This is a genomic window from Mesorhizobium sp. M0676 (assembly GCF_040320535.1).
Classification (GTDB): Bacteria; Pseudomonadota; Alphaproteobacteria; order Rhizobiales; family Rhizobiaceae; genus Mesorhizobium.
In genome coordinates this window covers 21683-48656 of sequence record NZ_JAMYPU010000023.1, presented here as the reverse complement: position 1 = coordinate 48656, position 26974 = coordinate 21683, and the positions used below count along the sequence as shown (strand labels likewise).

Sequence of the window (26974 nt, the reverse complement as noted above, 5' to 3'; positions counted from 1 at the left end):
AATCTCCGGTCGCAGCCTACCCGGTTAAAACAAGGACCCAACGATGAAGACTCTCGTCGTCTGCTCCGGCGGATTGGATTCCGTTACTCTTGCCCACAAGGTGGCAGCGGAGCACCAGCTTACCGGCCTGCTATCGTTCGATTACGGCCAACGGCATAGGAAGGAATTGGGCTTCGCCACCCTTTGCGCGGAGCGCCTGAGTGTCCCGCAGCGAATCATCGATATCCACGAGATCGGCGGCGGCCTTTCCGGCTCCGCGCTGACCGACAATGTGGACGTGCCCGACGGGCACTATGCCGAAGACACGATGAAGATAACCGTGGTGCCCAACCGGAACGCCATCATGTTGGCCATTGCCTTCGGCCTCGCCGCAGCGCAAGACGCTGACGCAGTGGCGACGGCCGTGCATGGTGGGGATCACGTTGTCTATCCCGATTGCCGTCCGGCCTTCATCGACGCTTTCCAGATGATGCAGGACCACGCGCTCGACGGCTACGCGCAGATTCGCCTTTATGCACCCTATGTGAACTTGGCGAAGGCGGACATTGTTACGGATGGAGCCACATACGGCACGCCGTTTGCGCAGACCTGGTCCTGTTACAAGGGCGCCGAGCGTCATTGCGGGAGGTGCGGGACCTGCGTCGAGCGGCGTGAGGCGTTTCACATCGCTGGGCACCCGGACCCAACGGAGTATGAGGACTCCGACTTCTGGCTCGGAGCGCTGCGAAGGACCACCGCGTAATGTTCCGCATCACCAAGGAATTCCACTTCTCAGCCTCGCATCAGCTCACCTCATTGCCACCCGATCACCAATGCGCGCGCCTGCACGGACATAACTACATCGTCGAAGTGGAGCTTTCAGCGGATGGACTGGACGATCACGGCTTCGTGCGCGACTACCACGACTTGGCGCCATTCAAACGCTACATCGACGAGAGCTTCGACCACCGACATCTCAACGACGTGCTGGGACACGAGCAAGTCACGGCGGAATATCTGGCCAGACATTTCTACGAATGGTGCAAGGCACGCCTGAGCGAAACCGCGGCCGTGCGGGTGAGCGAAACGCCGAAAACCTGGGCGGAATACCGGCCATGACGAATACTCATCCCGCAATCCGCGTTAGCGAGATTTTCGGGCCGACGATCCAGGGCGAGGGCGTGCTCATAGGTTTGCCGACGATCTTCGTCAGAACCGGCGGGTGTGACTATCGCTGTTCCTGGTGCGACAGCCTCCATGCTGTGGACAATCAATTCCGCCATGAATGGGAGATGATGTCCGTTGGCGCGGTGTGGAAAAATGTGCTTGCCCTTTCCGGTGGCCGCCCGCTGATGGTGTCGCTATCAGGCGGCAATCCGGCCATCCAGCCGCTCGGCGCGCTCATCGACCGGGGCCATGGTGACGGTTACCGTTTTGCGCTGGAAACCCAAGGGTCGCTTGCCAGGGACTGGTTTGCGCAGCTTGACGTGCTGATCCTCAGCCCAAAGCCGCCGTCAAGCCAAATGACGACAGATTGGGCCGCTGTCGAGGCGTGCCTCCAGGCGGCACAAGGCAAGCCCCAAGTCGTGCTCAAGCTCATTGTTTTCGACGAAAGGGACTACACCTACGCGAAAGACGCCGCTGCGCAATTTCCGCAACTTCCGATCTATCTGCAGCCTGGCAATCACACGCCGCCACACCCCACAAATGATGACGCGCCTGTCGACCTTGACGGAATATTGAAGCGCATGGAGTGGCTGGTTGACAGCGTGACCCGCGACCGATGGTTCGAGGCCCGCGTGCTACCGCAGCTGCACGTTGTGCTCTGGGGTAACAAGAGAGCCGTCTAGCCCAGGCCCGTTCCACTGGAACTGCGCCGGCAGAATTCGGGTGAACGGGTGGTTCAGGTCGAAGGGAGCTGTCGCCTACAACCATGATCCGACAGGCAGGGCTCGAGCGGACGATATCGTCGCTGCGCCAAGACGCGTCTGGTCCGCTCCGAATCTTGTCTCGATAGACGGTCGCCGATCAACAAACGTACCGCGGTCCATGATCGACTGAGAGGCATGACCGTTCCTCTGAGTGCTCAGACTGCCGCCGAGTGCCTGGCCGTTCCAGCTTCGAAATATTTGTCGAACCTGGCCGCGATGCTTCGGACGAAAGGGCGACTTTCAGCCGGCACAACGAATCTGTCGCCATCAAGTTCAAGCAATCGAACCGGATCGTGGAGGGCCATGGAACTTGACTGAAGGAGGAGCCTCTGGCCGGCCTCGCCGAAGCGTTCCACCAGATCGATGGCCGAGAAGGCGAAGTCGCACATCAAACGCTCGATGATCCAGCCGCGAACGCGGTCGTCGTTGGAAAGTGCGATACCCCGAACAGCGGCCAGCCCGCCGTCATCAACCGTGCATCGATATTCGCTGGTCGAAGGCATGTTCTGCGCATAGCCCTGCCGAAACTGGCTGATGGACGATGGGCCTAACCCAATCAAGGTTTCGCAGCAATCGTCGGTGTAACCCTGAAAGTTCCGGTGCAGTGTTCCGGCGCGGGCGGCAAGGGCCAGGGCATCGCCGGGTTTGGCGAAATGGTCGAGGCCGATTGCTTCGTACCCCTGGTCCACGATCGCCCGCGCCGCCAGTTGCGATTGAGCAAATCTCTCCGCGGGACCGGGCAGCCATGCCTCGTCTATCATCGTCTGATGTTTCTTGAACCACGGCACATGGGCGTAGCCAAAAAGCGCTATCCTGTCCGGCTCCAGGGTCAGTGCCTGCGCGACCGTTGAGGAAACACTCGCCCTGGTCTGGTGCGGCAGGCCGTACAGCAGGTCTAGATTGACGGATTCGACGCCGCGCGAACGAACACCGTCGACTACCGCTTTGGTCTGCAAAAAGCTCTGCTCGCGGTTGATTGCCTTCTGAACCTTCGGATCGAAGTCCTGGACGCCGAGGCTCGCACGAGTCATGCCGATTTCGGCAAGCGCATCGAGGCGGGCTCCATCCATATCGTTGGGTTCGATTTCAACGCTGATCTTGGCGCCGGGAAGAAAGCCGAAGCTGTTGCGCAGGGCGGTTCCCAGCGCCACCATATCTTCGGGTTTGAGGATGGTCGGCGAACCGCCACCGAAATGGACGGCACGGACGCGACCCTTGCCTGCGACAAGACTGGCGACGGTGGCGATCTCGGCATGCAGTGAGCGCAGATATGTGGTCACCGGTTCGTAATGGCGTGTCTGCTTGGTATGGCAGGCACAGAACCAGCAAAGCTTGTCGCAGTAAGGGATGTGCAGATAGAGCGAGATCTCGTCACCACCGCCGAGCGCTTGCAGCCAGCCACGACAAACGGCAGCATCAACGCCTGGATGGAAATGCGGCGCGGTCGGGTAGCTCGTGTAGCGCGGGACGTTCTCGCCAAATCTGGCAACTAGCTTTTGTCGCATGTCGTGGTCCACCGTGTTTGCGTCGCCCGAACTGTGGATGCTTGGATGAGCCTAAGCCCTGATTTCGATCAACCTTCAGCACGGACAAACTGCCGCAAGGATTTTTCTACCGTGGATGCTATCCTGCCCGCACGGACCGGTAGAGCGATCGAATGACATTACGGCAGGATATTCACAGTTCCGGCATCCCCGTTCTTTGCCTGTCTTGCGAGGCACGGCGCCGCGGTGTCTGTGGCGCGCTAGAGCCAGACCATTTGGCTCAGCTCGCCAAGACGTCGTCGCGGCACAATATCGAGCCGGGGGTCGAACTGATCGGCGACGCCGAGGCGGTCGATTGTTATTCGAACGTGCTTTCAGGCGTGGTGAAGCTCACGAAGAGCCTGTCAGATGGACGCCAACAGATTGTCGGCCTGCAGTTCGCCCCGGATTTTCTGGGTCGGCCCTTCAAGATGAAAAGTGCGATCAATGCGGAAGCGGCAACAGCTGTCTCGCTATGCTCGTTTCCCAGAGCGGCCATCGAACGGATGATGAAGCAGTCACCCGAATTTGTGCATCGCCTGCTCAAGCAGGCGCTGAACGAACTTGACGAGGCACGCGAATGGATGGTGACTCTGGGGCGCAAGACCGCACCAGAGAAGGTGGCGAGCTTTCTCCTCATGATTGCCCGGAACATCGGCTCCAATGTTGACCCGACGGCTAGCTCGACGTGCTTCGAGCTGCCGATGACGCGTGCCGACATTTCTGATTTCCTTGGAATCACAAACGAGACCGTGAGCCGTCAGCTGACCAGCCTGAGGTTGGACGGCGTGATTCGGATCGAGAACAACCGCCGCGTCACCGTGGACAGCATGAGCCGGCTGGAACGGCGCTGCGGCGGCCGAGGCGCTACAGTCGTTTGAATGACGCAGAAGCTGCATGGCCCCCGTCACTTACTTCATTGGGGGCAGGGCATGCTCGCGTTGGGCTCAGAAGAAGTCGCGTAGCGACGCCCGTTCTCCATCCGATCGTATGCGCCAGTTGCCTTTCGGCTCGTGGGCGAAGCATCCACACTTGGCCGAAGTCAATACGCCTCATCCGCAGGGGAAAATCGCCGTCTCCCCAAAGCCATGAATGTCACGACGGCAGCGTAACGCTGGCGCTGGCTGTTCCAAGGCATTGAACGCGGGGTTCGGTAAGGCGTCGACCTGCTTTCCAGCGTCGCAGAAGGTGCGCTCCCCCACACGCCCGCGGTCGCCTCCTCACCCGGGGCCCGACCGGGGACGCCAGGCCCCATCCATAAACGGGCGGCCGGTGGTGCGCTTCCACATTCGATCGTCGCAGTCTGATCGCACCGAACTCGATGCTGCTCGAGCAAAATGGTGCGGCTCTGACATGGATCAGGGCGAGCAGGCGACGGCTGCGCAATAAGGCACCGCGGTTTGGCATCCGCCGGAATTGGAAATCGGGGCTTGCGATGAAATTCGGCAAAGAAATCGTGCTTCTAAGCCTGTTCGCATTCGCGGCTTTGGTGGCGGCTGGCGCTGGGGTGGATGAACCCTTTCGCCAGCATATGTGGGTCTTGTTCTTCGCCTTGGCTGGCTTCACTGCGATCCTACTGCGTAACACTGAGTTCAAGCCTGCCGCTCCGATCGACCCGTCCGCCTACATGGATGGTCCAATCCGCTATGGCGCCATCGCCACCATGTTCTGGGGTGTCATCGGCATGCTTGTCGGCGTGGTCATCGCGCTGCAGCTTGCCTATCCCGATCTCAACATACAGCCCTGGTTCAACTTCGGCCGCTTGCGGCCTCTGCACACCTCGGGCGTCGTCTTTGCCTTCGGCGGCAACGCGTTGCTTTGCACGTCTCTCTATGTCGTCCAACGCACATGCCGCGCTCGGCTGTTCGGTGGCGATCTCGCCTGGTTTGTGTTCTGGGGCTACCAGCTCTTCATTGTCATGGCCGCGACCGGTTATCTGCTCGGCATCACCGAGAGCCGCGAATATGCGGAACCCGAATGGTATGTCGACATCTGGCTGACCATCGTCTGGGTCGCCTACCTGATCCTTTTCCTGGGCACGATCTTGAAGCGCAAGGAACCGCACATCTACGTCGCCAACTGGTTCTATCTCTCCTTCATCGTCACCATCGCGATGCTGCATGTGATCAACAACCTCTCGATGCCGGCCTCCTTCCTCGGATCCAAGAGCTATTCCGCATTTTCCGGCGTCCAGGACGCCCTGACGCAGTGGTGGTACGGCCACAATGCCGTCGGGTTCTTCCTGACCGCCGGCTTCCTGGGCATGATGTATTATTTCGTGCCCAAGCAGGCCAACCGGCCGGTCTATTCCTACCGCCTGTCGATCGTCCATTTCTGGGCAATCATCTTCCTCTACATCTGGGCCGGGCCCCATCACCTGCACTACACCGCTTTGCCTGACTGGGCGCAGACACTCGGCATGGTGTTCTCGATCATGCTGTGGATGCCGTCATGGGGCGGCATGATCAATGGCCTGATGACGCTGTCGGGCGCCTGGGACAAGCTGCGCACTGACCCGATCATCCGCATGATGGTGATGGCCATCGCCTTCTACGGCATGTCCACCTTCGAGGGCCCGGTGATGTCAATCAAGACGGTCAATTCTCTGTCGCACTATACCGACTGGACCATCGGGCACGTCCATTCGGGCGCACTCGGCTGGGTTGGCATGATCTCGTTTGGCGCAATCTACTTCATGGTGCCGAAGCTGTGGAACCGTGAACGGCTCTACTCGCTGCGCCTCGTGACCTGGCACTTCTGGCTGGCGACGCTTGGCATCGTTGTCTACGCCGCGGTGATGTGGGTGTCCGGCATCATGCAGGGCCTGATGTGGCGCGAATACGACGAGCAGGGCTTCCTGGTCTACTCCTTCGCCGAAACCGTGGCCGCCATGCATCCTTATTACATCATGCGCGCCATCGGTGGGGCCATGTACCTCTTCGGCGCCCTGATCATGGCCTGGAACATTGCCATGACCATCCTCGGCTACCGGCGCGAGCAGGATCCGCTGCCGCGCTCCACCCCCGCCCTCCAGCTTGCGCGATGATGAGACAGAAAATGAGGTTGATGAACAGACACGCACTGATCGAGAAGAACGCTACACTTCTTCTCCTCGGGTCGCTGCTGGTCGTGACAATCGGCGGCATCGTCGAGATCGCGCCTCTCTTCTATCTCGATAACACGATCGAGAAGGTGGAAGGCATGCGGCCTTACTCGCCGCTCGAACTGGTCGGGCGCAACATCTACGTCCGCGAGGGCTGCTACCTCTGCCACAGCCAGATGATCAGGCCGTTCCGTGACGAGGTCGAGCGCTACGGCCACTACAGCCTGGCGGCCGAGTCGATGTACGACCACCCGTTCCAGTGGGGATCGAAGCGCACCGGACCGGATCTCGCCCGCGTTGGCGACCGCTATTCCAACCTGTGGCACGTGGATCACCTGACAGATCCACGGTCCGTGGTGCCGGAATCGATCATGCCGAGCTATGCCTTCCTGAAGGACAAGCCGATCGCGGTGAAGGACTTCTCGACGCATCTGGTCGCAAACCGGCGTGTCGGTGCCCCTTACACCGATGACATGATCGCGCATGCTAACGCCGATCTGATGACGCAGGCTGATCCCAACGCCGACACGTCCGGCCTCGAGGCCCGCTACCCCAAGGCCAAGATCGGCGACTTCGACGGCAACCCGCAGCAAGTCACCGAAATGGACGCGCTGGTTTCTTATCTCCAGATGCTGGGCACGCTGGTCGATTTCAAGAACTACGATGAGACCGCCGGCTACCGCTGAGGACAATGGCGATGACGTACAATTTCATGCGGGAGTTTGCCGACAGCTGGGGCCTACTTGCCATGGCTCTTTTCTTCATCGGATCCGTTGCCTTTGCACTTCGTCCCGGCAGCCGCAGGCAAGCCGGCGAAGCAGCTCAAATTCCTCTGAAGGAGGACTGATCATGAGCAGCGATCACATTGACGAGGTTTCCGGCATCTCAACCACCGGTCATGAGTGGGACGGCATCCGGGAGCTCAACAACCCGCTTCCGCGCTGGTGGATCTGGACGTTCTACATCACCATAGTCTGGGCGATCGGCTACACCATCGCCTATCCGGCATGGCCTCTGCTGCACACGGCAACCAAGGGGGTGCTCGGCTACTCCAGCCGCAACGATGTCGGGAACGAGTTGTCCGCGGCTGAAGCGGCCAAGGGCAAATATGTCGCCGCGATAGAAGCGAAAAGTGTTTCGGAGATCGCGGCGGACGACACGCTGCGCGAATTCGCCGTCGCCGCCGGCGGTGCCGCGTTCAAGCTCAATTGCGTGCAGTGCCATGGTTCCGGCGCCCAGGGCTCCAAGGGCTTCCCCAACCTTAACGACGACGACTGGCTGTGGGGCGGCAAGGCGGACCAGATTCAGCAGACGATCACCCATGGCATTCGCTTCGCCTCCGATCCGGATACGCGCCTGTCGGAAATGCCCGCTTTTGCCGACATCATCACCGCCGACCAGATCAAACAGGTCAGCGCCTACGTCGCCAGTCTGTCGGGGGCCGTCGTCAATCAAGCATTGGTCGCGCCGGGCGCAAAGGTCTTTGCCGAAAACTGCGTGGCCTGTCATGGCGACAATGCAAAAGGCAACAAGGAACTCGGCGCTCCAGATCTGACCGACGCCATCTGGCTCTACGGGTCAGGCGAAGCGGCCATCGCCGCCCAGGTAACCGCACCGAAACACGGCGTGATGCCGGCTTGGGGCGCGCGCCTCGGCGAGATCAAGGTCAAGGAACTGGCGGTCTACATCCATTCGCTTGGCGGCGGAGAATAGGAAAGAAGCCTATTCTCGTCCTCCCCCTCCCGCCAAGCGACGAGGCCCGGCGCAAGCCGGGCCTCGGCATCATCCAGAACCGATGAGTCGGCTTCCGGCGAAATCGTCGCTGGTGACTGGAGCTTCTCGTGCTCGATAACACGCAAATAGAACGGATCGAACCCACGACGGTCAACTCCGCCCAGGTGCGCCAGCCAATGTATGCCGCGCGCAGGAAGATCTTCCCGAAGCGGGCCTCTGGCAGCTTTCGCCGATTCAAATGGATCGTGATGGCGATCACGCTCGGCATCTACTATCTCACGCCGTGGCTGCGCTGGGACCGCGGTCCGTTTGCCCCCGACCAGGCGGTGCTGCTCGATGTCGCCAACCGGCGCTTCTATTTCTTCTTCATCGAGATATGGCCCCAGGAATTCTACTATGTCGCCGGCCTTCTGGTCATGGCCGGCGTCGGTCTTTTCCTGATCACATCGACTGTTGGCCGTGCCTGGTGTGGCTACACATGCCCACAGACCGTATGGGTCGATCTGTTCCTGGTCGTCGAGCGCGCGATCGAGGGCGACCGCAACGCACGCATCAAGCTCGATGCCGGTCCTTGGACCACTCGTAAGCTTGTGCTGCGGGCATCGAAACACGTCATCTGGCTGGTCATAGCCGTAGCGACTGGTGGCGCATGGATCTTCTATTTCGCCGATGCGCCGACGCTGCTCGGCGAACTCTTCACCGGCACGGCAGCGCCTGTCGCCTACATCACCATCGCGGTCCTGACGGCGACGACCTACACGTTTGGCGGGCTGATGCGCGAACAGGTCTGCACCTATATGTGCCCATGGCCGCGCATCCAGGCAGCCATGCTCGACGAGAGCTCGCTCACCGTCACCTACAATGACTGGCGCGGCGAACCGCGCACGCGTCACGCCAAGAAGGTTCTTGCCGCAGGGCATCCCGTCGGCGATTGCGTCGACTGCAATGCCTGTGTCGCCGTCTGTCCGATGGGGATCGACATACGCGACGGTCAGCAACTCGAATGCATCACCTGCGCGCTCTGCATCGATGCCTGTGACGGCGTCATGGACAAGCTCGGCAAAGCGCGAGGACTGATCTCCTACGCGACGCTCTCCGACTACAACGCCAACATGATGCTGGCCACCGCCGGCGGCGCCAGCTCGGTCGATCCATCACTGGTCAGGACGGATGACGGCCTGTTTTCGGACAGGGTGGCGCATTTCCATATCCGCAAGATCTTTCGGCCACGAACCTATGTCTACATGGCCATGTGGTCGCTGATCGGGCTGGGCCTGCTCTTTTCGCTGCTGACGCGCGACCGGCTCGAAATCAATGTCCTACACGACCGCAACCCGCAATTCGTGACGCTCTCGGACGGCTCGATCCGCAATGGCTATACCGTCAAGCTCTTAAACATGATCCCCGAACCGAGAACGATTATCGTCACCCTCGGGGGTTTGCCAGGCGCGGAGATGAGCATCGTTGGCGTCGATCTCCCCGCCGATCGCTCCTTTGCAGTCCAGGTCGAACCCGACCGGCTGAAGATGTTGAAGGTTTTCGTGCGCCTGCCCGCCGACCAGATTCATGGCCAGGCGCAGACCTTCACATTCCGGGTCGAAGACAAGGTCAGCTTCGAGTCCAACGAATACACCGCCACCTTCAACTCGCCGGAGATCGCCAGATGAACGCCACCACGCGAAAACCCCGCGAGTTCACCGGCAGGCACATGTTGGCCACCATCCTTGCCTTTTTCGGCGTGGTCATCGCGGTCAATCTCACGATGGCGACGCTTGCCAACACAAGCTGGACCGGCCTTGTCGTCGAAAATACCTATGTGGCGAGCCAGCAATTCAACAAGAAGGCCGAGGAAGGCCGTGCGCAGGCAGCGCTTGGCTGGACCGGCCAGTTGACCATCGCATGGGGCGAAGTCCGCTATCGCATCATCGACGCCGCGGGCAAACCGGTTTCCCTGCATGGCGTGAAGGTGCTGTTTCGCCATCCGGCTTACGAGAAAGAGGATGAGTCCGTCACGCTCGCCCTGGTCTCTGGCCAGGAGTTTGCAGCACAACACGTGCCAAGGAATGGTGTCTGGATCATCGAAATAGACGCCGATGCCGGCCTGGCAAAACCTTATCGCGACGTGCGCAGGGTCATGATTTCCAATGGAGCGCTAAAATGAGCTGCTGTGCACCGGGCGCGGAAGTCGCGCTGGATCTTGTCAGCGCCACTTCAGTTCTGCCGTCCAGCCAGGAGGTCAGGCTGGCCAGCCGATCGCTTGGCGACGACCTTCATCAGATCGACCTTTCGGTGCCGACCGTTCATTGCGGCGCCTGCATCCAGACGATCGAGACGGCCTTGGGAAAACTCGGTCACGTCGAGGCAGCTCGCGTGAACCTGTCAACCAAGCGGGTCTCAGTCCGCTGGCGCGGCGACGAGGCTCCACCTTTGGTCGCTGTGCTCGGCCGGCTCGGCTATCAGGCGCATTTGTTCGAAGCCGAGATTGATGCAAAGGACAAGATGCTTTCGGAGCTTATCCGCGCCGTCGCTGTTGCCGGCTTTGCTGCGGGCAACATCATGCTGCTCTCGGTGTCGGTCTGGTCCGGCGCCGAGGGCGCCACCCGCGACCTGTTCCACTGGGTCTCGGCTCTGATCGCCATTCCTGCGCTGGCCTTCGCCGGCGGCATCTTCTTCAAGTCGGCGTGGAATGCACTGCGCCATGCCCGCATGAACATGGACGTGCCGATAGCCGTCGGCGTTGCGCTAGCCTACGCAATGAGCCTCTATGAGACGATCACCCATGGCGACCACGCCTATTTCGATGCGTCGGTGTCGCTGCTGTTTTTCCTCCTGATCGGCCGCACGCTCGATCACGTGATGCGCGAACGCGCGCGGACCGCGGTAAAGAACCTGTCACAGTTGGCCGCGCGTGGCGCGATGGTGCTGCGCGGCGATGGCGCACGGGACTATTTGCCGGTTGGCGAAATCGAACCGGGGATGCAACTGCTCATTGCAGCCGGCGAGAGAATCCCCGTCGACAGCACGATCGTTCATGGAGCGTCGGATCTTGACTGCTCACTGGTCACTGGCGAGAGCACGCCGCGAAACGTCGCGCCAGGGGAGATTGTGCAGGCCGGTGTCCTCAACCTCACCGGTCCGCTGACGATTGAGGCGACAGCGGCCGCCAAGGATTCATTCCTGTCGGAAATGGTTCGGTTGATGGAGGCCGCCGAAGGTGGTCGCGCCCGGTATCGCCGTATCGCCGACCGCGTGTCGGCACTCTACGCGCCCGTGGTTCATCTCACCGCCTTGGCAACCTTCCTGGGCTGGATGGCGGTGACTGGCGACTGGCACCGGGCGATGACCATCGCCATCGCTGTTCTCATCATCACATGCCCGTGCGCGCTTGGCCTCGCCGTTCCAATCGTTCAGGTGGTCGCCGCGCGGCGCCTGTTCGAGAACGGCATCATGGTCAAGGATGGCTCGGCCATGGAACGCCTGGCGACAATCGACACGGCGGTGTTCGACAAGACCGGCACGCTCACGCTTGGCCAGCCCAGGCTCGTCAACACGTCGTCGATCGATCCCGCCATGCTGGCAATCGCTGCCGACTTGGCCGCGCATTCGCGTCATCCATATTCAAAGGCCATTGCCAGCTTTTCCGTCAGCAGCAGCCAGCACAAATTCGACGCGGTGACCGAGCACCCGGGTTTCGGGATCGAAGCCACAGCCGCCGGTAGCACCTGGCGGCTGGGTAGACGCGGATGGGCTGGCTGGAAGGCTCGAACCGGCGGCGAAGCCAAACATGGCTATGGCGGAACAGTCCTGACGAAAAACGGCATGATTGTCGCATCCTTCGTTTTCGAGGACGCGCTACGCCTCGACACCAGGGCAGCGATCGATCAACTGCGCAACGCTGGTATGTGCGTGGAAATGCTGTCGGGCGATACCGCGAAAGCCTGCGCCGAGGTTGCCGACATGCTTGGTGTCGATGACTTCGTTCCCTGCCTGCTACCGTCCGGCAAGGTTGAATGCATCGAGAGCCTGGCGAGAGACGGGCACAAGGTTTTGATGGTTGGCGACGGGCTCAACGACACACCAGCGCTGAGCGCCGCGCATGTCTCGATCGCACCCGCCACGGCCGCCGACATTGGCCGCAATGCAGCCGACTTCGTTTTTCTGCGCGAAAGCCGCTTGGCGATCCCGCTGGCGCTGGACGTGTCGCGCAAGGCGGGAAGCCTGATCCGACAGAACATAACAATTGCGATCGTTTATAATGCTGTTGCCGTGCCGATCGCCATTCTGGGTCATGTTACGCCTCTCATCGCGGCGGTCGCGATGTCTGCCTCGTCATTGCTTGTGATTGGAAATGCCATGCGCCTGCAAGGCTTCGCAATGGGCGCGTCGTCCAAAACCGCGCGGCAAGACAGGCCCGGGCGGGGCGGCGCCTTGGCCGAATCCTCATGACGACGCTCGCCTATCTCATTCCGGTGGCGCTGTTCCTTGGCGCACTCGGCCTGTCCGGCTTCCTGTGGGCATTGAGAAGCGGCCAGTACGACGATCTCGATGGCGCGGCGGAGCGCATTCTTATCGACCGCGACGACGGCGCGGAGAATCCTCCTCGTTCCAAGTGACTCAGATCAACGCGCCGCGCGTCGGGATGTCCTATCGTCGTCCGACGAAAGATCAGGAGGGTGAGGATGCAAGCCGAATCCATCATGACAAAGCCAGTCATCACGACGCATGCGAACGCGACGATCGCCGAAGCGGTCGAGCGCATGCTTTCAAACAAGGTCAGCTGCCTGCCGGTAGCGAACAGCGACGGCACCCTGATTGGCATTGTAAGCAAAAGCGACTTCTTGCGCCGAGAGGAACTCGGAACCCAGCGTGTGCGTCCGCGCTGGCTGGAGTTTGATCTTGGCCCGGGCACAACCGCTAATGACTATGTGCGCTCGAACGGACGGATCATCCATCAGGTGATGACCACACCCGTCATCTCGGCGCCTCCTGGCGCCTCGATTGCAGATATTGTCGACTTGATGATGCAACATCGCATCAACAATGTGCCGATTGTCGATCGGGAAAGGGTCGTCGGCATCATCACGCGAACTGATTTGCTGCTTGTCCTGATCCGCGCCATGCCGAAACAGGGAACCACTCCACCCGATGACGACCTGATCCGCAACGCGATACTTGCCGAACTGCAGTCACAAACCTGGAGCGGTGGTGACTTGATCGATGTGAGGGTCAGCGACGGCCTTGTCGAACTGAAGGGGGCGATTGTCGACGAGCGTCAGCGGAAGGCAGCGATTGTTGCGGCTGAGAAGGTTGCCGGCGTCGGGCAAGTCAAGGACGGCCTCCTCCTCAGTACGGATCCGTTCGGTGACGGTTTCATAGCTGCGAAAAAAGCGGGGACGCCAAGCAGAGTCCCTTTGGTTCTGCTCCCTTCCCACATCACTTGGACATGAGGCCGTCGGCGAGTTCCTTCGGCGTATAGCGCCCGTCATGGTTGGCGAGCACGCTGTCGGCAGCGAAGACGCCCGTCCTGAGGGAATGCGATGGCCGCCGCCTGTTTTGGTGGGGCTTGGACCGGGGCTTCCTGTGGATCTTGATGAGCGGCCAATACGAAGATCTCGACGGCTCCGCCCAGCGGATCCTTATCGATCGGGAAGAGCCGCGAGGCTGAACCGGTTGGCGGCGCCAACGACTGTGCGGATGCTGGTCGTCAGTCGACCGAATCTTTGCTGGCGATTGCCCGCATCATGACGATATCGGCGCGCGTGCGAAGAACGGATCAGCCACAATACGTTGCCGAACCTTTGGCCAGGAGGGGCACGCGATTGGGAAGCCGACCATTCAGAATGACTAGACATGCAACGTTTTCGCGGCAATCGACCACTCGACCGTGAACCCGCCGTTGCCGGGTTTGTCGAGCCTGGTTGATCCAGATCAGCGTTATCTCTTCATCGGCGTGGTTTCATTGACCAGGCTTCCAACGGAGAACGCATGTCTATCGACGATGGGGAGATGAGCGGCAAACCGTGGGTGATTGCGATGCTTCAAGAGCGCTTCGTATCGCAGATAGCCGCCATGGCGGCACGCTGATGGCCGGCTCTGTCGAGACATTCGACATCATTGTCGTCGGAGCTGGGCCGGTCGGACTTGCCTTCGCAGCATCGCTCGCCCGGAGCCGACTCAAGGTGGCAGTGGTTGAACGGCAGTCGCTCGACAGCCTGGCGAATCCGGCTTTCGACGGTCGCGAGATCGCGCTGACCCACGCATCGGTGAGAATCCTTCGCGAGCTCGGCGCCTGGGATGCCATCCCCGCATCGGACAAATCACCGCTTCATGGCGCGCGCGTGCTCAACGGATCGAGCCCTTTCGCCCTGTGCTTCGATACTCCCAGCGGATCTGGGGAACCACTCGGATTTCTGGTCCCAAATTGTCGGATCCGCGATGCCCTGTTCAAAGTTGTCTACTTCCAGGATCATGCCCGGCTGCTGTGCGGCAACTCGGTCGTCAATGCAACAACCAGCGACGACGAGGCGGTCATAGCGCTTTCTGATGGCAGGCAATTGGCCGCTCGGCTGCTCGTCGCAGCGGATTCGCGTTTGTCCGCGATGCGCGACCTGCTCGGCATTGGCGCCAACATCCATCCGCTTGGCCACTCCATGCTGATTTGCCGAGTGAGGCACGAGCGCTTCCATCACCAGATCGCGGTCGAATGGTTCGACCACCATCAGACCATAGCGATGTTGCCGCTCATGGAAGGCGTGTCGTCGCTGCTTCTGACTTTGCGCTCAATCGAGGCCGATAGACTGTCTGTTCTCGATGACGAATTGTTCCTCATGGAATTGATGAACCGGTGTCGAGGACGCCTCGGGCAGATGACCCTGGCAAGCACACGCCATGCCTATCCGCTGGTCACGACCTGGGCGCACAAGTTCTCGGCACCGAGTGCGGCACTGATAGGAGACGCTGCCATCGGCATGCACCCGGTGACCGCGCATGGCTTCAACATCGGCCTCAGCGGCCAGAAGCAACTCGCTCATAAAATACTGACAGCATGTCGCGCCCGCCGCGACATTGCCGATCCCGACATGCTCGGCAGATACGAAAGCCGGCTGCGGCTGTCGGCGGCGCCGCTCTATCATGCCACCAACATGCTTGTCGGTCTTTACTCAAGCGAGCACCCGGCGGCACGGCTTGCAAGACATGCTGGGCTCCGCTTTGCCCAACATCTTCCCTTTGTCCGCCATGGCATTTCGGCCATGCTCAGGCGGTGAATCGCACAGAGCGCTACCGCTCTGGAGCGCTGTCTCGGCGCGGCCTCTTTGTCTTGCTGGCCCGCGGCGTCGCGGGCCAGGTTGCTTCCTGGTGACGTTGCCGATCATGGCATGATTCGGATCAAGGCACGCGCGCGGGCGAAGCCTTGATGATTCGGCAATGCTAAGCCAAAGGTGTGACCCGAAGCATGGTGAGCGCACTGGTTACCCTCGCTGGTAGTTAACTCGTCCTTCAGTGGGCTTGCATAGGTTTGGTCCTCGCGAACAATGACGGAAGCAAGCTGATCCATTCATGGCACCCCTAAAGAAAGAAGAATCGCTGGAGGCCAAAATCCGTCAGGATCAGCTTGCTGACCTGAGGGCCGGGCTGTTCGTGTCGATGCCGATAAGCGCGATCCTGTCAGGCCTGATTTGCGGGGTGCAGGCCCTTTCTGGCGGCGGCTTTGCCGCTGCAAGCTGGTTCCTGGTCGTCAATGCGCTAAATGCCGTCCGGCTTGCCCTCGCCCGTTTTCAGCTAAAGGAAACGGGGCGCCACCAGGATTTGCTTGGCGTTTTGCCGCGCCTTCGCATGTTTGGCGTCCTTGCCCTTCTGGCAGGGTTTGCCTGGTCCTTCCCGGCCGTGCTGACTGTTGGATACACAACACCACAAGCACCGATGCATCTGGTCATACTGGCGGGCATTTCAGCTGGTGCGGTTACATATGGCAGTTCGTATGCCGCGGCGGCGACCAGCTTCATCACACCTCCACTCCTCATCACGGTGGCGTGCCTTTTGGCGAAAGGCAATTTTGAACGCTACATTCTGGCTTTCACCGTTCTGCTCTTCATGGGCGGCTTGGTCCGAGCTTCGTTTGTTGGGCAGGCGCGCTTCCGCGAAGCAAGCCGACTGAGACATGAGGCAGAGCGACTTGCGTCGGAAATGGAGCGCAACTCCAGGGAGGACCATCTGACCGCCCTTCTCAACAGGCGGGGCCTTGAACACGCCATCGGTCGGTTCAAGACCGCGGATGGCCCATTCGTGGCAATGCTGATTGATCTGGACGGCTTTAAATCTGTCAACGACACCTACGGTCACAGGACCGGTGATGAACTGCTTGTCATGATCGCCCGCCGCATAGAGCAGGAAGCACCGGAAGGCTCAACGCTCGCTCGTATCGGCGGCGATGAATTCGTGCTGGTTTTTCCCTCAACGAGAGCTTCGCTTTCTGCCAGTGATCTCGCCTCCAATATCATAGCCAAAATTGCTCGCCCCTATATCGAGGTCGCGTCCGTGCGGGTCGGGGCATCGATAGGGATATACTTGGCGCAGACGCCGAGTCTGACTGAAATGTTGTTGCGGGCGGATATCGCCCTGTATACGGCCAAGCGCCATGGCAGGAACGAATTTTGCCTGTTCGATGCCGAACTCGACAGGGAACTGCAACGTCGCCAGTCCATCGAACGGGATCTTCATTCGGCGATAAAGACGGGAAGATTGCAACCTTGGTTCCAGCCGATCGTGAAACTCGAAACCGAGACCGTGGTCGGTTTTGAAGCCTTGCTGAGATGGTCCCATCCGACGCATGGTGCCATCTCTCCACCCGAAATCATCACAGCCGCACGCGAAACCGGAATGCTTCAGCTGCTGACGCAAACCGTATTTGCCGACTGTTGTGCTTTTATCGACGGCTTGGTGAAAGCTGACTGTCGTAACATTCGTGTGGCGATGAATGTTTCCCCGCGCGAACTGGAAGCCGGCGATATCGACGACATGGTTCTGGATGGTCTGGCGGCAAGAGGCCTGCCTGCAACGATGTTCGAAATCGAGATTACCGAAGAATCGCCGGTGGACCCGGACAGAGTGGATGAAAAGCTCGGACGGCTTTCACATGCCGGTATTTCCATCGCGCTCGATGACTTCGGCACCGGCTTTTCTACCTTGGCATCTCTCAAGGACCGTCGGATACGCAAGGTGAAAATAGACCAGGGCTTCATTCGCGGCCTGGCGAAGTCCCGAGAGGACCGACTGCTTGTCAAATCGGTCATCGAACTCGGTGACATGCTCGGGATCGAGGTCATGGCCGAGGGCGTCGAAACAGAGGCGGATCGGCAAACCCTGCACAAGCTTGGCTGCCGAACCGCTCAAGGCTTCCTCTTCTCCAAGGCTGTGCCTTTGATGCAAGCACTGGAAATGGCAGTCAAACAGCACGCGAACCAGTTGTGACCGCTCCCGCAGCGCCGGCTGTCGCGGCCGTGCGCCGCCGAATTTGGCTACAGAGACTTGCCTGCTCGAAACACGTGGCAGTGGGCGCTGTGCATCAGCCGGCGAACAGTTCCTTGTAGCCGGTCGTCACCATCCAGTTCGCACGGTCGATATGGCTGCGAAGAGCTTTGCGGGCGCGGACCGGGTCAATGGACGGGTCTATGCCGAGAATGCGCTCGGCCATCTCCTTTTCGCTGGCATTGTCGGCGCAGGCATCCAGGATCCGCAGGTAGATCTTGAAATGCTCCCTGTCGTAGCTCGTGAGGTTCTCCGACCAGGGGACTTCATCGCTCAAAGTTGAGCTTCGCGTCTCATCTGTTCCCATTGGTCCATTCATGCCTGCGGATCTCGCCTGTGAGCGCACGCAGCATATCCCAAACTGGGATAATCCGAAACCGGGATTAGTCGCTGATCCGGTCTTTACCCGACCGGTTCGCCTCCATGCCCAAATCCCTTCGATCGCCCCGCCACCAGCGGTTTCTGGCCCAGCTGGTTTCGCTGCGCAAGGCCAAAGGCCTGACCCAGGCGCAGCTGGCTGACAAGCTTGGTCGTCCCCAATCCTTCGTGGCCAAGTACGAGGGCGCAGAGCGGCGTCTCGACGTCATCGAGTTTCTCGACATAACTGCGGCCCTTGACGCTGATCCGTGCGAGATTCTGTCCAGCCTCCGGTCCTAGCGGGCGCCCGCGCGCCTGACGACGCGCACCAGGTGCTCGTGAACCGAGCCCGCTTTTCTTCGGCAAGCTCAGGCGGTCTCGGCCATTCGGCTTCGCCCCTTGGCGTGGGCAGCCCTTCGGGCTGAGACGGCCGCCGCCCTTGCGGGCGGCGCGGTTTGTCGGTTGGCCTTTCCCGGTGGGCGCGGGGTGGGCGGCACTCCCTTCTAGGCCCGCCGCGGCAGCCCGCAACCCTTCGCGTGCCGCTCAGGGTCCTCCTCTTCGTTCCGGTCCTTCGGATGCGGTCCGCCTACCACGGCGGGCCTTTCCGGTCGCGACTCGCCGCCCACCCCGCTTCCGGGGAAAGCGCGGCGATTGGTGAGCGGAGGATAACATATGCGTGCAAACAGCAAGCGTACCACCAGCACAGAGGCTGGCGCAGGCAAGGGCAGGCGCCCGGGCGGCAGCCTCTATCAGGAGATCACCGACCGCATCATTGCCGAGCTGGAGCGCGGTACCGTGCCATGGGTCAAGCCATGGGGCAGCGCAAAAGCAGGCCTTGGCCTGCCGAGGAATGCGTCCACGGGACGCACCTATTCCGGCATCAATATCCTCATCCTGTGGGGCGCCGTCATCGAGCGCAGCTATCCCAGCCAGAACTGGCTGACCTTCCGGCAGGCGCTTGCCCTTGGCGGCAATGTCAGGAAGGGCGAGCGCGGCACGACCATCGTGCATGCCGACCGCTTTGTCCCCAAGGACGAGAAGGAGCGCGCACGCCACGAGGGCGATGCACCACAGGCGGTGCCTTTTTTGAAGCGCTTCACGGTCTTCAATGTCGCGCAGTGCGACAATCTTCCGGAACACCTCCATGCCGCCGCCGAGCCGCTGCCTCAGTGCGAGATCGTGCCGCAGGCCGAGACGCTCATTCGCGCCAGCGGTGCGGATTTCAGGGTCGGCGGCGATCGCGCTTTCTACATGCCGGGCAGCGACCACATTCAGGTGCCGCCGCAGCCGGCGTTCCATCAGCAGATCGACTATTACCGAACATGCTTTCACGAGCTTGGCCACTGGACCGGCCACCCGACGCGACTTGCTCGCGACCTCTCCGGCTCGTTCGGCTCCAAGGCCTACGCGCGTGAAGAATTGGTCGCCGAAATCGCTGCCGCCTTCGTCTGCGGCAATCTCGGTATCGAGCCGATCGTGCGTCACGCCGATTACATCGGCTCATGGCTGAAGGTGCTGCGCGAGGACAACCGCGCCATCTTCCGTGCCGCCAGCCTCGCCTCGAAGGCCGCCGATTTCCTGCTTGGCCTTCAGGCCGATGCCGAAGGCGAGGCGCAAGAAGGGATTGCGGCATGACGATGCGCGATCCTCAACTGGCCGCGACCGAGCCGACGCCGCAAAGGAGCAGATGCTCATTCCTGGCGTCCAGCCCATCACCACGCGGGCAAACCCTCCTGATGGACGCGCCGATGTGTCCGCGCGCGGCGCAAAGCTGCTCGAAGTCGGCCTCTTAATGGTGAGGCGGATCAGAGGAAGGTCCAGGGAGCCTTTCTCCCGCCGGACGCAAGAAATCAACGCGACCCGTTCTGACAAGGAGTCTTTCCATGATCCTGATCACCAATCCACTGCGCGCACGACTGCTCGCCCATGGCGCCGCCGGCGCCGACATCGACCATTTTCCCGTTGTGAAACTGTTTAATCCGACAGGTGCCGCGACCTGGCTTCTGAGCGAACTCGACGCCGATGGCGACACTCTGTTCGGTCTTTGCGATCTCGGCTTCGGCTTCCCCGAACTTGGCAGCGTCAGTCTGGCCGAGCTTGCATCCGTAAAAGGTCCGCTTGGCCTCGGCATAGAGCGCGACCTGCATTTCCAAGCGCGCTTTCCGCTCTCCGTCTATGCCGAAGCCGCCCGCATTTGCGGCCACGTCAGCGAGGCCGAGCGACTGCTGCGGCAAGCAGCAGACGCCCTATCAAAGCCCCATTCCGAGCTTCCGCCCGACACGGCGGAACAGCAGCGCCGATAGGCGCAAAAACCGTCCCGCCGTGCCGGCCTTCGGCCTCTGCGGCGGGGACAACCTTAACCAAAGCAAAAGGAGAGTAACCATGCAGCTTGCCCACATTCCCTTGGATCAGCTCAACATTTCCGCGCTCAACATGCGCCATGGAAAACGCGCGCCCGACATATCCGACATCCTGCCCTCCGTGCGTGCGCGCGGCGTGCTGGTGCCACTCCTTGTGCGGCCGAACGGCCAGCCGGAAACCTTCGAGATCGTCGCCGGCAGGCGGCGCTATTTCGCCGCGAAATCGCTTGCCGACGAGCGCGGCGAAGGCGATCCCTTGCCCTGCGCCATCATGGAGGACGGTGACGACGCCGATGCGCTGGAAGCTTCGCTGATCGAAAACCTCGCCCGCCTCGATCCTGACGAAGTATCGCAATGGGAGACGTTTTCGCGGCTTGTCAGGCAAGGCCGCACCGTTCCCGACATCGCTGTGACCTTCGGCATCACTGATCTCAAGGTCAAACGCATTCTGGCGCTTGGCGACCTCTTGCCCAAAATCCGCGAAGCCTATCGGCGCGAGGAGATCGATACCGAGACGGTGCGCCATCTCACCATGGCTTCCAAGGCGCAGCAGAAGGACTGGCTGGCACTCTGTGCCGATCCCGATCAATACGCGCCGCGTGGCTATCAATTGAAGCAATGGCTGTTCGGCGGCCAGTCGATTTCCACCAAGGTGGCGCTGTTTGCCATCGAGGAGTATCCCGGCCTGATCACCTCGGACTTGTTCGGCGAGGACAGCTATTTCGCCGATGCCGACCTGTTCTGGCAAAAGCAGAACGAAGCGATTGCCACCAAACGCGACACCTATCTCAACGAGGGCTGGAGCGAGGTTGTGCTGCTGGAACCGGGCCAGTATTTCCACGCATGGGACCACGAGAAGACCCCGAAGAAGAAGGGCGGCAAGATCGTCATCACTGTCTCGCATCGCGGCGAGGTCGAGTGTCACGAGGGCTGGCTGTCACGCAAGGAAGCCCGCCGCGCCCGCGAGGGCGGCGAGCAAGAAGAAACAGCCGCCAAGCTGCCGCGCCCCGAAGTCACCGGCCCGATGCAGAACTATATCGATCTGCATCGCCATGCCGCCGTGCGCGCGGCCATGCTCGACCATCCCGCCGTGGCGCTGCGCCTCGTGGTGGCGCACGCCATCACCGGTTCGGGCCTGTGGCAGGTGCGGCCCGAGCCGCAGCGCGCAGCCAACGAGACGGTGACTGCCAGCCTTGCCGGCTGCAAGGCTGAAGCCGCATTCGGCAAAAAGCGGCGCGAGGTATTGGCCCTGCTCGGATCACCGGATGAGGATAGCTTGGTCGCCGGCGGCAATGGCGACGCCGTTGCTATCGCCGGCGTGTTCGCGCGCCTCTTGGCGCTCTGCGACGACGATGTCATGCGCGTTCTCACCCTTGTCATGGCCGAGACGCTTGCAGCCGGCAGCGCCGTCATCGAGGCGCTCGGCAACCACCTGAACGTCGACATGGGCATATGGTGGCAACCGGACGATGCCTTCTTCGACCTCTTGCGCGACAAGGAAATCGCCAATTCGATGCTGGCCGACGTCGGCGGCAAGCTGGTCGCGGACGGCAATGTCGCCGAGAAGGTCAAGACGCAAAAGAACATCATCCGCGACTTCCTGGCGGGCGAGAATGGCCGCCCCAGGGTCGAGACCTGGCTGCCGCGCTGGATGAAATTCCCGGCCGAAAGCTACACCAGCCGCGGCGGCTTCCGCACCGCCGATCAGTGGACACAGGTGCAGCCGCTGTTCGTGCGCGAATAGTCGATCAGGGCCCGAGCGGCGGTTCTCTCGATTACCGCCGCTCAGGTCGCGCGCGCCGCTACGGGCCACGCCGGCTGCCGATTGGGCGTCTTGTCGAGCCAGTGCCGCGCGCGAGAAATTCCGACGCCAGTTCGCCCCATTTCGGCAGCCCCGCACCGCGCCGGGTTGCTTGCTGAGGCGCCAAAGGCGCATGGGGCCAATTGTCCGATCCGGTTGCCGACAGAGCCCGCGCAGCCGGCGCTCTGCATTGCCGCCGGCTTCTTGTGTCACCGATCGCGCCACCTGTCTCCATTGTGTCTCAGGGACCATTCCCCTGCGGCTGGCTTGTCGACCTATGGGCGGATCCGGCCCGCCCGAAACCCTCGCCGGCAGCTTTTTTCCCCGCCGCCTGCGGCGGCTTCCTCGCGCCGCTTCGCTTCAAAAAAGCTGCCCGCGCGGGTCCTCCGCTATCGCTGCGGCCGTCCCGGTTCCGGCGGTCCGGACGCGCCCATCACGGTCCGCCATCGCAGGGGAATGGTCCCCTGCGAGCACCAAGAGGAGACTGGAAATGACCGCGATCGGATACGTCACCAAACAGGAAAACGGCGGCTACAAGGGCCAGCTCAAGACGCTCAGCGTCCGCGCCGACATCGATATCGTGCCCAATCAGGCAAAGAGCGCCGACACCCATCCCGACTTCCGGGTGCTGACGCAAGGGGTCGAAGTGGGTGCGGGCTGGATCCGCACCGGCGAGACCTCCGGCAAGGACTATGTGAGCCTGTCGATTGCCGCCCCCGAGTTTGGCCCCCGCAAGCTCTACGCCAATCTCGGCCGCGCCGCCGGCCAGGATGACGACGACACTTACGCCATCATCTGGAACCCGGTCGACTGACCGGCCGATCCGGAAAGCCCCGCGCCGCCACCGGCGCGGGGCCTCTCTCAGGACCCGTGAGGCCGCCGAAGGGGGCGGCGAAAACTCGCCCCCCACTCTTCGCCCGTCCCCAAAACGATCTCGCTCGCCGATCCTCGCCTTCGCTTGTCCGTAGCGAAACGAGGATCATCATGGACGACGAAAACGAACGCGCAGCCCGCGCCAAGAAGGGCAGTCCGTTTCTCAATACCGCGCAGGCGGCCTTCTATATCGGGCTGTCCCAGCGCACGCTGGAGAAGATGCGCCTCAAAGGCGGCGGCCCGCAATTCCGCAAGCACGGCCGCTATGTCCGCTATCACATCGACGAACTCGACGATTGGTCGAAGGGGCACGCGCAGGAGACCGGGCCCGAGGACGGCGGGCACGATTCCGGCTCGGCCGGCGAGGGAGGCCGCTCATGAGCCGGCGTCCCACCATCCATCTGATCGGCAGCCATCTGCGGCGCATTCGAGCCCGCAAGACGATCGCCGTGGCCACGATGGGCCTTGCCCTGATCGGCTTCGCCGCCTTCGGCAAACCATCGCCCTGGCTGGTCTGGAACGCCTCGGCGAGTGCGCCGGTCGGCCTCTATCGCGTCGCGTCCGGATCGCCGGCTCTTGGTGATCTCGTACTCGTCCGCCCGCCAAAACCGGTCGTCGATCTGGCCGCCGAACGCTTCTATCTGCCCAGCAACGTGCCGCTGGTCAAGCACCTTGCCGCGCTGGCTGGCGAGCATGTCTGCGCCTTCGGCGACGCCATCATCATCGGCGGCGAGATTGTCGCGCGCCGGCTTGCAACCGACACGCAGCACCGTCCGCTGCCTTGGTGGAATGCCTGCCGAAAGCTCGCCGATGCCGAGGTTTTCCTACTCGGCAGCGATAAAAATCGCTCGTTCGACAGCCGCTATTTCGGGCCGGTGCCGACCAAAAATATCATCGGGAGGCTCGTGCCGCTATGGACCGAGTGACCCTCCTTATGCTGGGCATGGTGTCTCTCGCACCATGCGCCTGTTCCGCCGCGACCAACACGAAGCCGGTCGTCATCTCCCATAGTCCGCAGCTTGCAAGATGGCAGCCCTTCGTAGCCGAAGCAAGCCGGCGTTTCAGCATTCCACAGACCTGGATTTATGCCGTCATGGATGCCGAAAGCCGGGGGCAGACGACGCTCAATGGGCGGCCGGTCACGTCGAGCGCCGGTGCCATTGGCCTGATGCAGGTGATGCCAGGCACCTACGAGGAGTTGCGCGCAGAGCTTGGCCTGGGAGCCGCCCCGCACGACCCTCGCGACAACATTCTGGCAGGCACTGCCTATCTGCGCGCCATGTATGACCGCTTCGGATTTCCAGGCCTGTTTGCAGCCTATAACGCCGGGCCGGAGCGCTACGAACAGCATTTGCAGCGTGGGCGGCCACTGCCCAGCGAGACGGTTTCGTATCTGGAAGAGGTCAAGGCGGCGGGCATTTCGGCCGCCGACATGGACGCGTTCACCGGCAAATCCCGTGCCGAAAAAGCGCCGGGAATCCCGTCCGGGCAGTCGCTGTTTTTCCTCCGAAACGGTGTTTCCGTGACCGGCCCGAATGGCCAAATCCTGGTGCCGCTCGGATCGGAGCGAGCAAGGTCAGGGCGGCCGGATGGCCGGTGAGGGCGGCGGCTACCGTGGTTCGGGCGGGGGGCAGGGAGGCAGGTCCGCGGAAGGCAAGATAAAGGCATCGCCTCCTGGAGGCGGCGAAGTGTTTGTCTGCACATCGTTTTCCCAGGAGGTTGCCTGCGGGTCCAGGAGGGTCTGGCGCGCAAGCCTCTGATTTTGCTGCTGGTTCATCGGAGGCCGCATGCAGGATGACGAATTCACGCCGAGGCTCGGCAAAATTGGCTGGCGCGGCTCGAAGGCGGGCAAACGCTACGCTGGCCAGGTCCAGGCCGCGGTCAACCGAGCAGGCGGCAGGAGCGGACGCGGCAGCCGCTTCATCGGTAGCCGGGTGGGGCGCGGCGGGGCTGCTGCCGCCGTTCTTAGAGCGCGCGACCGCCACGCGGCGTTTCGGCAGCGGCGCGCAGTCGTCAAGGCACGCATCGTCAAGCTGGCCGGCAAGGGAGTCGACGGAGCTCGTGCGCACCTCCGCTACCTCCAGCGCGACGGCGTCACCCGGGAAGGCGAGCGTGGCGAGCTCTACGCTGCCGACAATGACCGCGCCGACGGCAGGGCCTTTCTCGATCGCGCGAACGGTGACCGTCATCAGTTCCGCTTCATCGTCGCCCCTGAAGACGGTATCGAGTATGATGACCTGAAGCCGCTCACCCGGCGCCTCATGGCGCAAATGGAAGAAGACCTCGGCACCAGGCTAGACTGGGTGGCCGTCGACCATTTCAACACCGGCCATCCTCACACCCACATCATCGTGCGCGGCAGGGACGATTACGGCGAAAACCTCGTCATCGCGCGGGACTACATTTCCTCTGGCCTGCGCGAGCGCGCAGCCGAACTGGTTAGCCTCGACCTTGGCCCGCGCACCGACCGCGAGATCGAGCAGCGCTTGCGCCAGGAGATGGAGCAGGAACGCTTCACCAGCATCGACCGGCAGCTGATGCGCATGCGCGACGATGAGGGGCATGTCTCACCAGCCAGCCGAGACACCTTTCGCCAGACGCTGCACCAGGGCCGCCTGCGCAAGCTCGAGCGGATGGGCCTCGCCGAGGAGATGCCTTCGGGTCGCTGGCGCCTGGAGGATGAGCTCGAAGCCACGCTACGCCGCATCGGCGAGCGCGGTGACATTATCAAGACCATCCATCGCGAGCTGACCGGCAAGGGGCTCGTCCGCAGTGCCGCCGACTATCTTATCCACGATCGATCCGACGGGTCGGCCCAAACCGTGGTCGGACGTGTCGTCGGGCGCGGGCTGGCCGACGAAATCACTGACCGCCATTACCTCGTCGTCGACGGCGTGGACGGCAAAAGCCACTATGTTGATATCGGCAAAGGCGAGGCTACCCAACCCACGCCAGAGGGCTGCATAGTGCGGGTCAGGCCGAGGGACGCCGGGCCCAGGCAAGTCGACCGCACAATTGCCGGCATCGCCACGGTCAACGACGGGCGCTACAGCATCGATATCCATCTCAAGCATGACCCCTCGGCCACCGAACGCTTTGCCGAAACGCACGTGCGGCGACTGGAGGCGATCCGCCGTGCGACCGGTGGCGTCGAGCGCGAGCCGGACGGCACATGGACAGTCGCGCCTGACCATCTCAACCGCGTCGCGGATTACGAGCGTCAACGAGCGAGGGCCCAGCCTGTTGTCGTCGACAAGCTCTCATCAATGCCGCTGGAGAGCCAAGTAGGCTTCGACGGCGCCACCTGGATCGACCAGGAGCTGGTATCAGCCCACCCTGAGCCCTTGTGCGACTCTGGCTTCGGTCGCGAAGTACGTCAGGTCCAGGCCCGCCGACAGCAGTGGCTGATCGCGCAAGGTCTTGCCCATGATGCGCAGGATCGGGTCATCTATCGCGCCAACATGCTTTCAATGCTGCGCCAACGAGAGCTGAACCGTGTTGCCAGTCAGCTCTCGGACGAACTCGGGCTCTCGTATTCTGAAGCGCAGCATGGCAATCGAATAGACGGAACGCTGCGCCGCTGCGTCGAGCTCGCCGGCGGAAAATACGGTGTCATCGAGAAATCGCGCGAGTTCACGCTGGTGCCTTGGCGGCCGGTGCTTGAGCATCATATCGGTAAGGAGGTGTCTGGCGTGGTGCGCGCCGAGGGGATTTCCTGGACGATCGGACGCCAGAGGAGCGGGCCCGGCGTTTCGTGAACTGGCTACAATTTATTTGTCCGCGTTGAA

The 26974-nt window shown here is 61.8% G+C and carries 27 protein-coding genes; 25 read left to right on the top strand and 2 right to left on the bottom strand.

Going from position 1 to position 26974, the window contains the following annotated elements:
* The first annotated feature begins 43 nt into the window (after nt 1–43).
* From queC to queE, 3 genes are read left to right on the top strand one after another with little or no spacing between them, the layout of a single operon-like run.
* Nucleotides 44–742, top strand: a complete 699-nt coding sequence (queC, locus tag NKI35_RS22980) for a 7-cyano-7-deazaguanine synthase QueC (protein WP_023807035.1) — start codon at nt 44–46, stop codon at nt 740–742.
* Nucleotides 742–1098 (top strand): 6-carboxytetrahydropterin synthase QueD, encoded by a 357-nt coding sequence (gene queD / locus NKI35_RS22975; protein WP_023807034.1) that lies wholly within the window; start codon nt 742–744, stop codon nt 1096–1098. Before queC ends, queD begins: the two co-directional genes overlap by 1 nt.
* On the top strand, nt 1095–1829 hold the full coding sequence (gene queE / locus NKI35_RS22970; RefSeq protein ID WP_023713158.1) for a 7-carboxy-7-deazaguanine synthase QueE: 735 nt from the start codon (nt 1095–1097) through the stop codon (nt 1827–1829). Before queD ends, queE begins: the two co-directional genes overlap by 4 nt.
* A 236-nt stretch (nt 1830–2065) precedes the next feature.
* On the opposite strand, the gene hemN is transcribed toward queE, so the two are convergent.
* A complete protein-coding gene (hemN, locus tag NKI35_RS22965) occupies nt 2066–3415 on the bottom strand; it encodes an oxygen-independent coproporphyrinogen III oxidase (protein WP_352652410.1) in 1350 nt (449 codons plus the stop codon).
* A 152-nt stretch (nt 3416–3567) separates the two neighbouring features.
* Here hemN and NKI35_RS22960 point away from each other — a divergent pair, with 152 nt between their 5' ends.
* The 13 genes from NKI35_RS22960 (at nt 3568) to NKI35_RS22900 (ending at nt 17738) form a co-directional block, all read left to right on the top strand.
* Complete coding sequence (locus NKI35_RS22960) at nt 3568–4314, top strand: Crp/Fnr family transcriptional regulator (RefSeq protein WP_031209009.1); 747 nt, start codon at nt 3568–3570, stop codon at nt 4312–4314.
* 554 nt (nt 4315–4868) lie between these two features.
* Complete coding sequence (ccoN, locus tag NKI35_RS22955) at nt 4869–6479, top strand: cytochrome-c oxidase, cbb3-type subunit I (RefSeq protein ID WP_023808093.1); 1611 nt, start codon at nt 4869–4871, stop codon at nt 6477–6479.
* Between the two features lie 11 nt (nt 6480–6490).
* Complete coding sequence (gene ccoO / locus NKI35_RS22950; RefSeq protein WP_023808094.1) at nt 6491–7222, top strand: cytochrome-c oxidase, cbb3-type subunit II; 732 nt, start codon at nt 6491–6493, stop codon at nt 7220–7222.
* A gap of 11 nt (nt 7223–7233) precedes the next feature.
* Nucleotides 7234–7383: a CcoQ/FixQ family Cbb3-type cytochrome c oxidase assembly chaperone gene (locus tag NKI35_RS22945; protein WP_023766610.1), complete on the top strand. Its 150-nt coding sequence runs from the start codon at nt 7234–7236 to the stop codon at nt 7381–7383.
* Nucleotides 7384–7385: 2 nt separating this feature from the next.
* Complete coding sequence (ccoP, locus tag NKI35_RS22940; RefSeq protein WP_023694866.1) at nt 7386–8249, top strand: cytochrome-c oxidase, cbb3-type subunit III; 864 nt, start codon at nt 7386–7388, stop codon at nt 8247–8249.
* A gap of 128 nt (nt 8250–8377) precedes the next feature.
* Nucleotides 8378–9937: a cytochrome c oxidase accessory protein CcoG gene (gene ccoG / locus NKI35_RS22935; RefSeq protein WP_352741560.1), complete on the top strand. Its 1560-nt coding sequence runs from the start codon at nt 8378–8380 to the stop codon at nt 9935–9937.
* Nucleotides 9934–10431 carry a FixH family protein gene (locus tag NKI35_RS22930; RefSeq protein ID WP_352741559.1) on the top strand — a complete coding sequence of 166 codons (498 nt, stop codon included), beginning with the start codon at nt 9934–9936 and terminating at the stop codon, nt 10429–10431. The genes ccoG and NKI35_RS22930 overlap by 4 nt, the downstream gene beginning before the upstream one ends.
* Entirely contained in the window at nt 10428–12716 is a 2289-nt protein-coding gene (locus tag NKI35_RS22925; RefSeq protein ID WP_352741558.1) for a cation-translocating P-type ATPase, read from the top strand. The genes NKI35_RS22930 and NKI35_RS22925 overlap by 4 nt, the downstream gene beginning before the upstream one ends.
* Nucleotides 12713–12883 carry a cbb3-type cytochrome oxidase assembly protein CcoS gene (ccoS, locus tag NKI35_RS22920; protein WP_023697810.1) on the top strand — a complete coding sequence of 57 codons (171 nt, stop codon included), beginning with the start codon at nt 12713–12715 and terminating at the stop codon, nt 12881–12883. The genes NKI35_RS22925 and ccoS (NKI35_RS22920) overlap by 4 nt, the downstream gene beginning before the upstream one ends.
* 66 nt (nt 12884–12949) lie before the next feature.
* Entirely contained in the window at nt 12950–13717 is a 768-nt protein-coding gene (locus NKI35_RS22915) for a CBS domain-containing protein (protein WP_352741557.1), read from the top strand.
* 101 nt (nt 13718–13818) lie between these two features.
* Nucleotides 13819–13935 (top strand): cbb3-type cytochrome oxidase assembly protein CcoS, encoded by a 117-nt coding sequence (gene ccoS / locus NKI35_RS22910; RefSeq protein ID WP_502896567.1) that lies wholly within the window; start codon nt 13819–13821, stop codon nt 13933–13935.
* Between the two features lie 418 nt (nt 13936–14353).
* A complete protein-coding gene (ubiM, locus tag NKI35_RS22905) occupies nt 14354–15535 on the top strand; it encodes a 5-demethoxyubiquinol-8 5-hydroxylase UbiM (RefSeq protein ID WP_352741556.1) in 1182 nt (393 codons plus the stop codon).
* 292 nt (nt 15536–15827) lie between these two features.
* A complete protein-coding gene (locus NKI35_RS22900) occupies nt 15828–17738 on the top strand; it encodes a putative bifunctional diguanylate cyclase/phosphodiesterase (RefSeq protein WP_352741555.1) in 1911 nt (636 codons plus the stop codon).
* A 94-nt stretch (nt 17739–17832) separates the two neighbouring features.
* Here NKI35_RS22900 and NKI35_RS22895 read toward each other — a convergent pair whose 3' ends face one another.
* Complete coding sequence (locus NKI35_RS22895; RefSeq protein WP_352519782.1) at nt 17833–18114, bottom strand: DNA -binding domain-containing protein; 282 nt, start codon at nt 18112–18114, stop codon at nt 17833–17835.
* Nucleotides 18115–18218: 104 nt separating this feature from the next.
* Here NKI35_RS22895 and NKI35_RS22890 point away from each other — a divergent pair, with 104 nt between their 5' ends.
* The 9 genes from NKI35_RS22890 to rlxS all read left to right on the top strand — a co-directional run bounded on the left by NKI35_RS22890 (nt 18219) and on the right by rlxS (nt 26944).
* Entirely contained in the window at nt 18219–18452 is a 234-nt protein-coding gene (locus NKI35_RS22890) for a helix-turn-helix domain-containing protein (protein WP_352741554.1), read from the top strand.
* Between the two features lie 372 nt (nt 18453–18824).
* Nucleotides 18825–19787 (top strand): ArdC family protein, encoded by a 963-nt coding sequence (locus tag NKI35_RS22885; protein ID WP_352741553.1) that lies wholly within the window; start codon nt 18825–18827, stop codon nt 19785–19787.
* Nucleotides 19788–20035: 248 nt separating this feature from the next.
* On the top strand, nt 20036–20455 hold the full coding sequence (locus tag NKI35_RS22880; RefSeq protein ID WP_023694855.1) for a DUF2958 domain-containing protein: 420 nt from the start codon (nt 20036–20038) through the stop codon (nt 20453–20455).
* A 79-nt stretch (nt 20456–20534) separates the two neighbouring features.
* On the top strand, nt 20535–22256 hold the full coding sequence (locus NKI35_RS22875; RefSeq protein WP_352562163.1) for a ParB/RepB/Spo0J family partition protein: 1722 nt from the start codon (nt 20535–20537) through the stop codon (nt 22254–22256).
* 547 nt (nt 22257–22803) lie between these two features.
* Nucleotides 22804–23127: a DUF736 domain-containing protein gene (locus NKI35_RS22870; RefSeq protein WP_023672372.1), complete on the top strand. Its 324-nt coding sequence runs from the start codon at nt 22804–22806 to the stop codon at nt 23125–23127.
* Between the two features lie 170 nt (nt 23128–23297).
* Complete coding sequence (locus tag NKI35_RS22865; protein WP_023672373.1) at nt 23298–23567, top strand: helix-turn-helix transcriptional regulator; 270 nt, start codon at nt 23298–23300, stop codon at nt 23565–23567.
* Nucleotides 23564–24112 (top strand): S26 family signal peptidase, encoded by a 549-nt coding sequence (locus NKI35_RS22860; RefSeq protein WP_352514730.1) that lies wholly within the window; start codon nt 23564–23566, stop codon nt 24110–24112. Before NKI35_RS22865 ends, NKI35_RS22860 begins: the two co-directional genes overlap by 4 nt.
* Nucleotides 24100–24786: a lytic transglycosylase domain-containing protein gene (locus NKI35_RS22855; RefSeq protein ID WP_352514729.1), complete on the top strand. Its 687-nt coding sequence runs from the start codon at nt 24100–24102 to the stop codon at nt 24784–24786. The genes NKI35_RS22860 and NKI35_RS22855 overlap by 13 nt, the downstream gene beginning before the upstream one ends.
* Nucleotides 24787–24973: 187 nt before the next feature.
* On the top strand, nt 24974–26944 hold the full coding sequence (gene rlxS, locus NKI35_RS22850) for a relaxase/mobilization nuclease RlxS (protein ID WP_352514728.1): 1971 nt from the start codon (nt 24974–24976) through the stop codon (nt 26942–26944).
* Nucleotides 26945–26974: the final 30 nt, after the last annotated feature.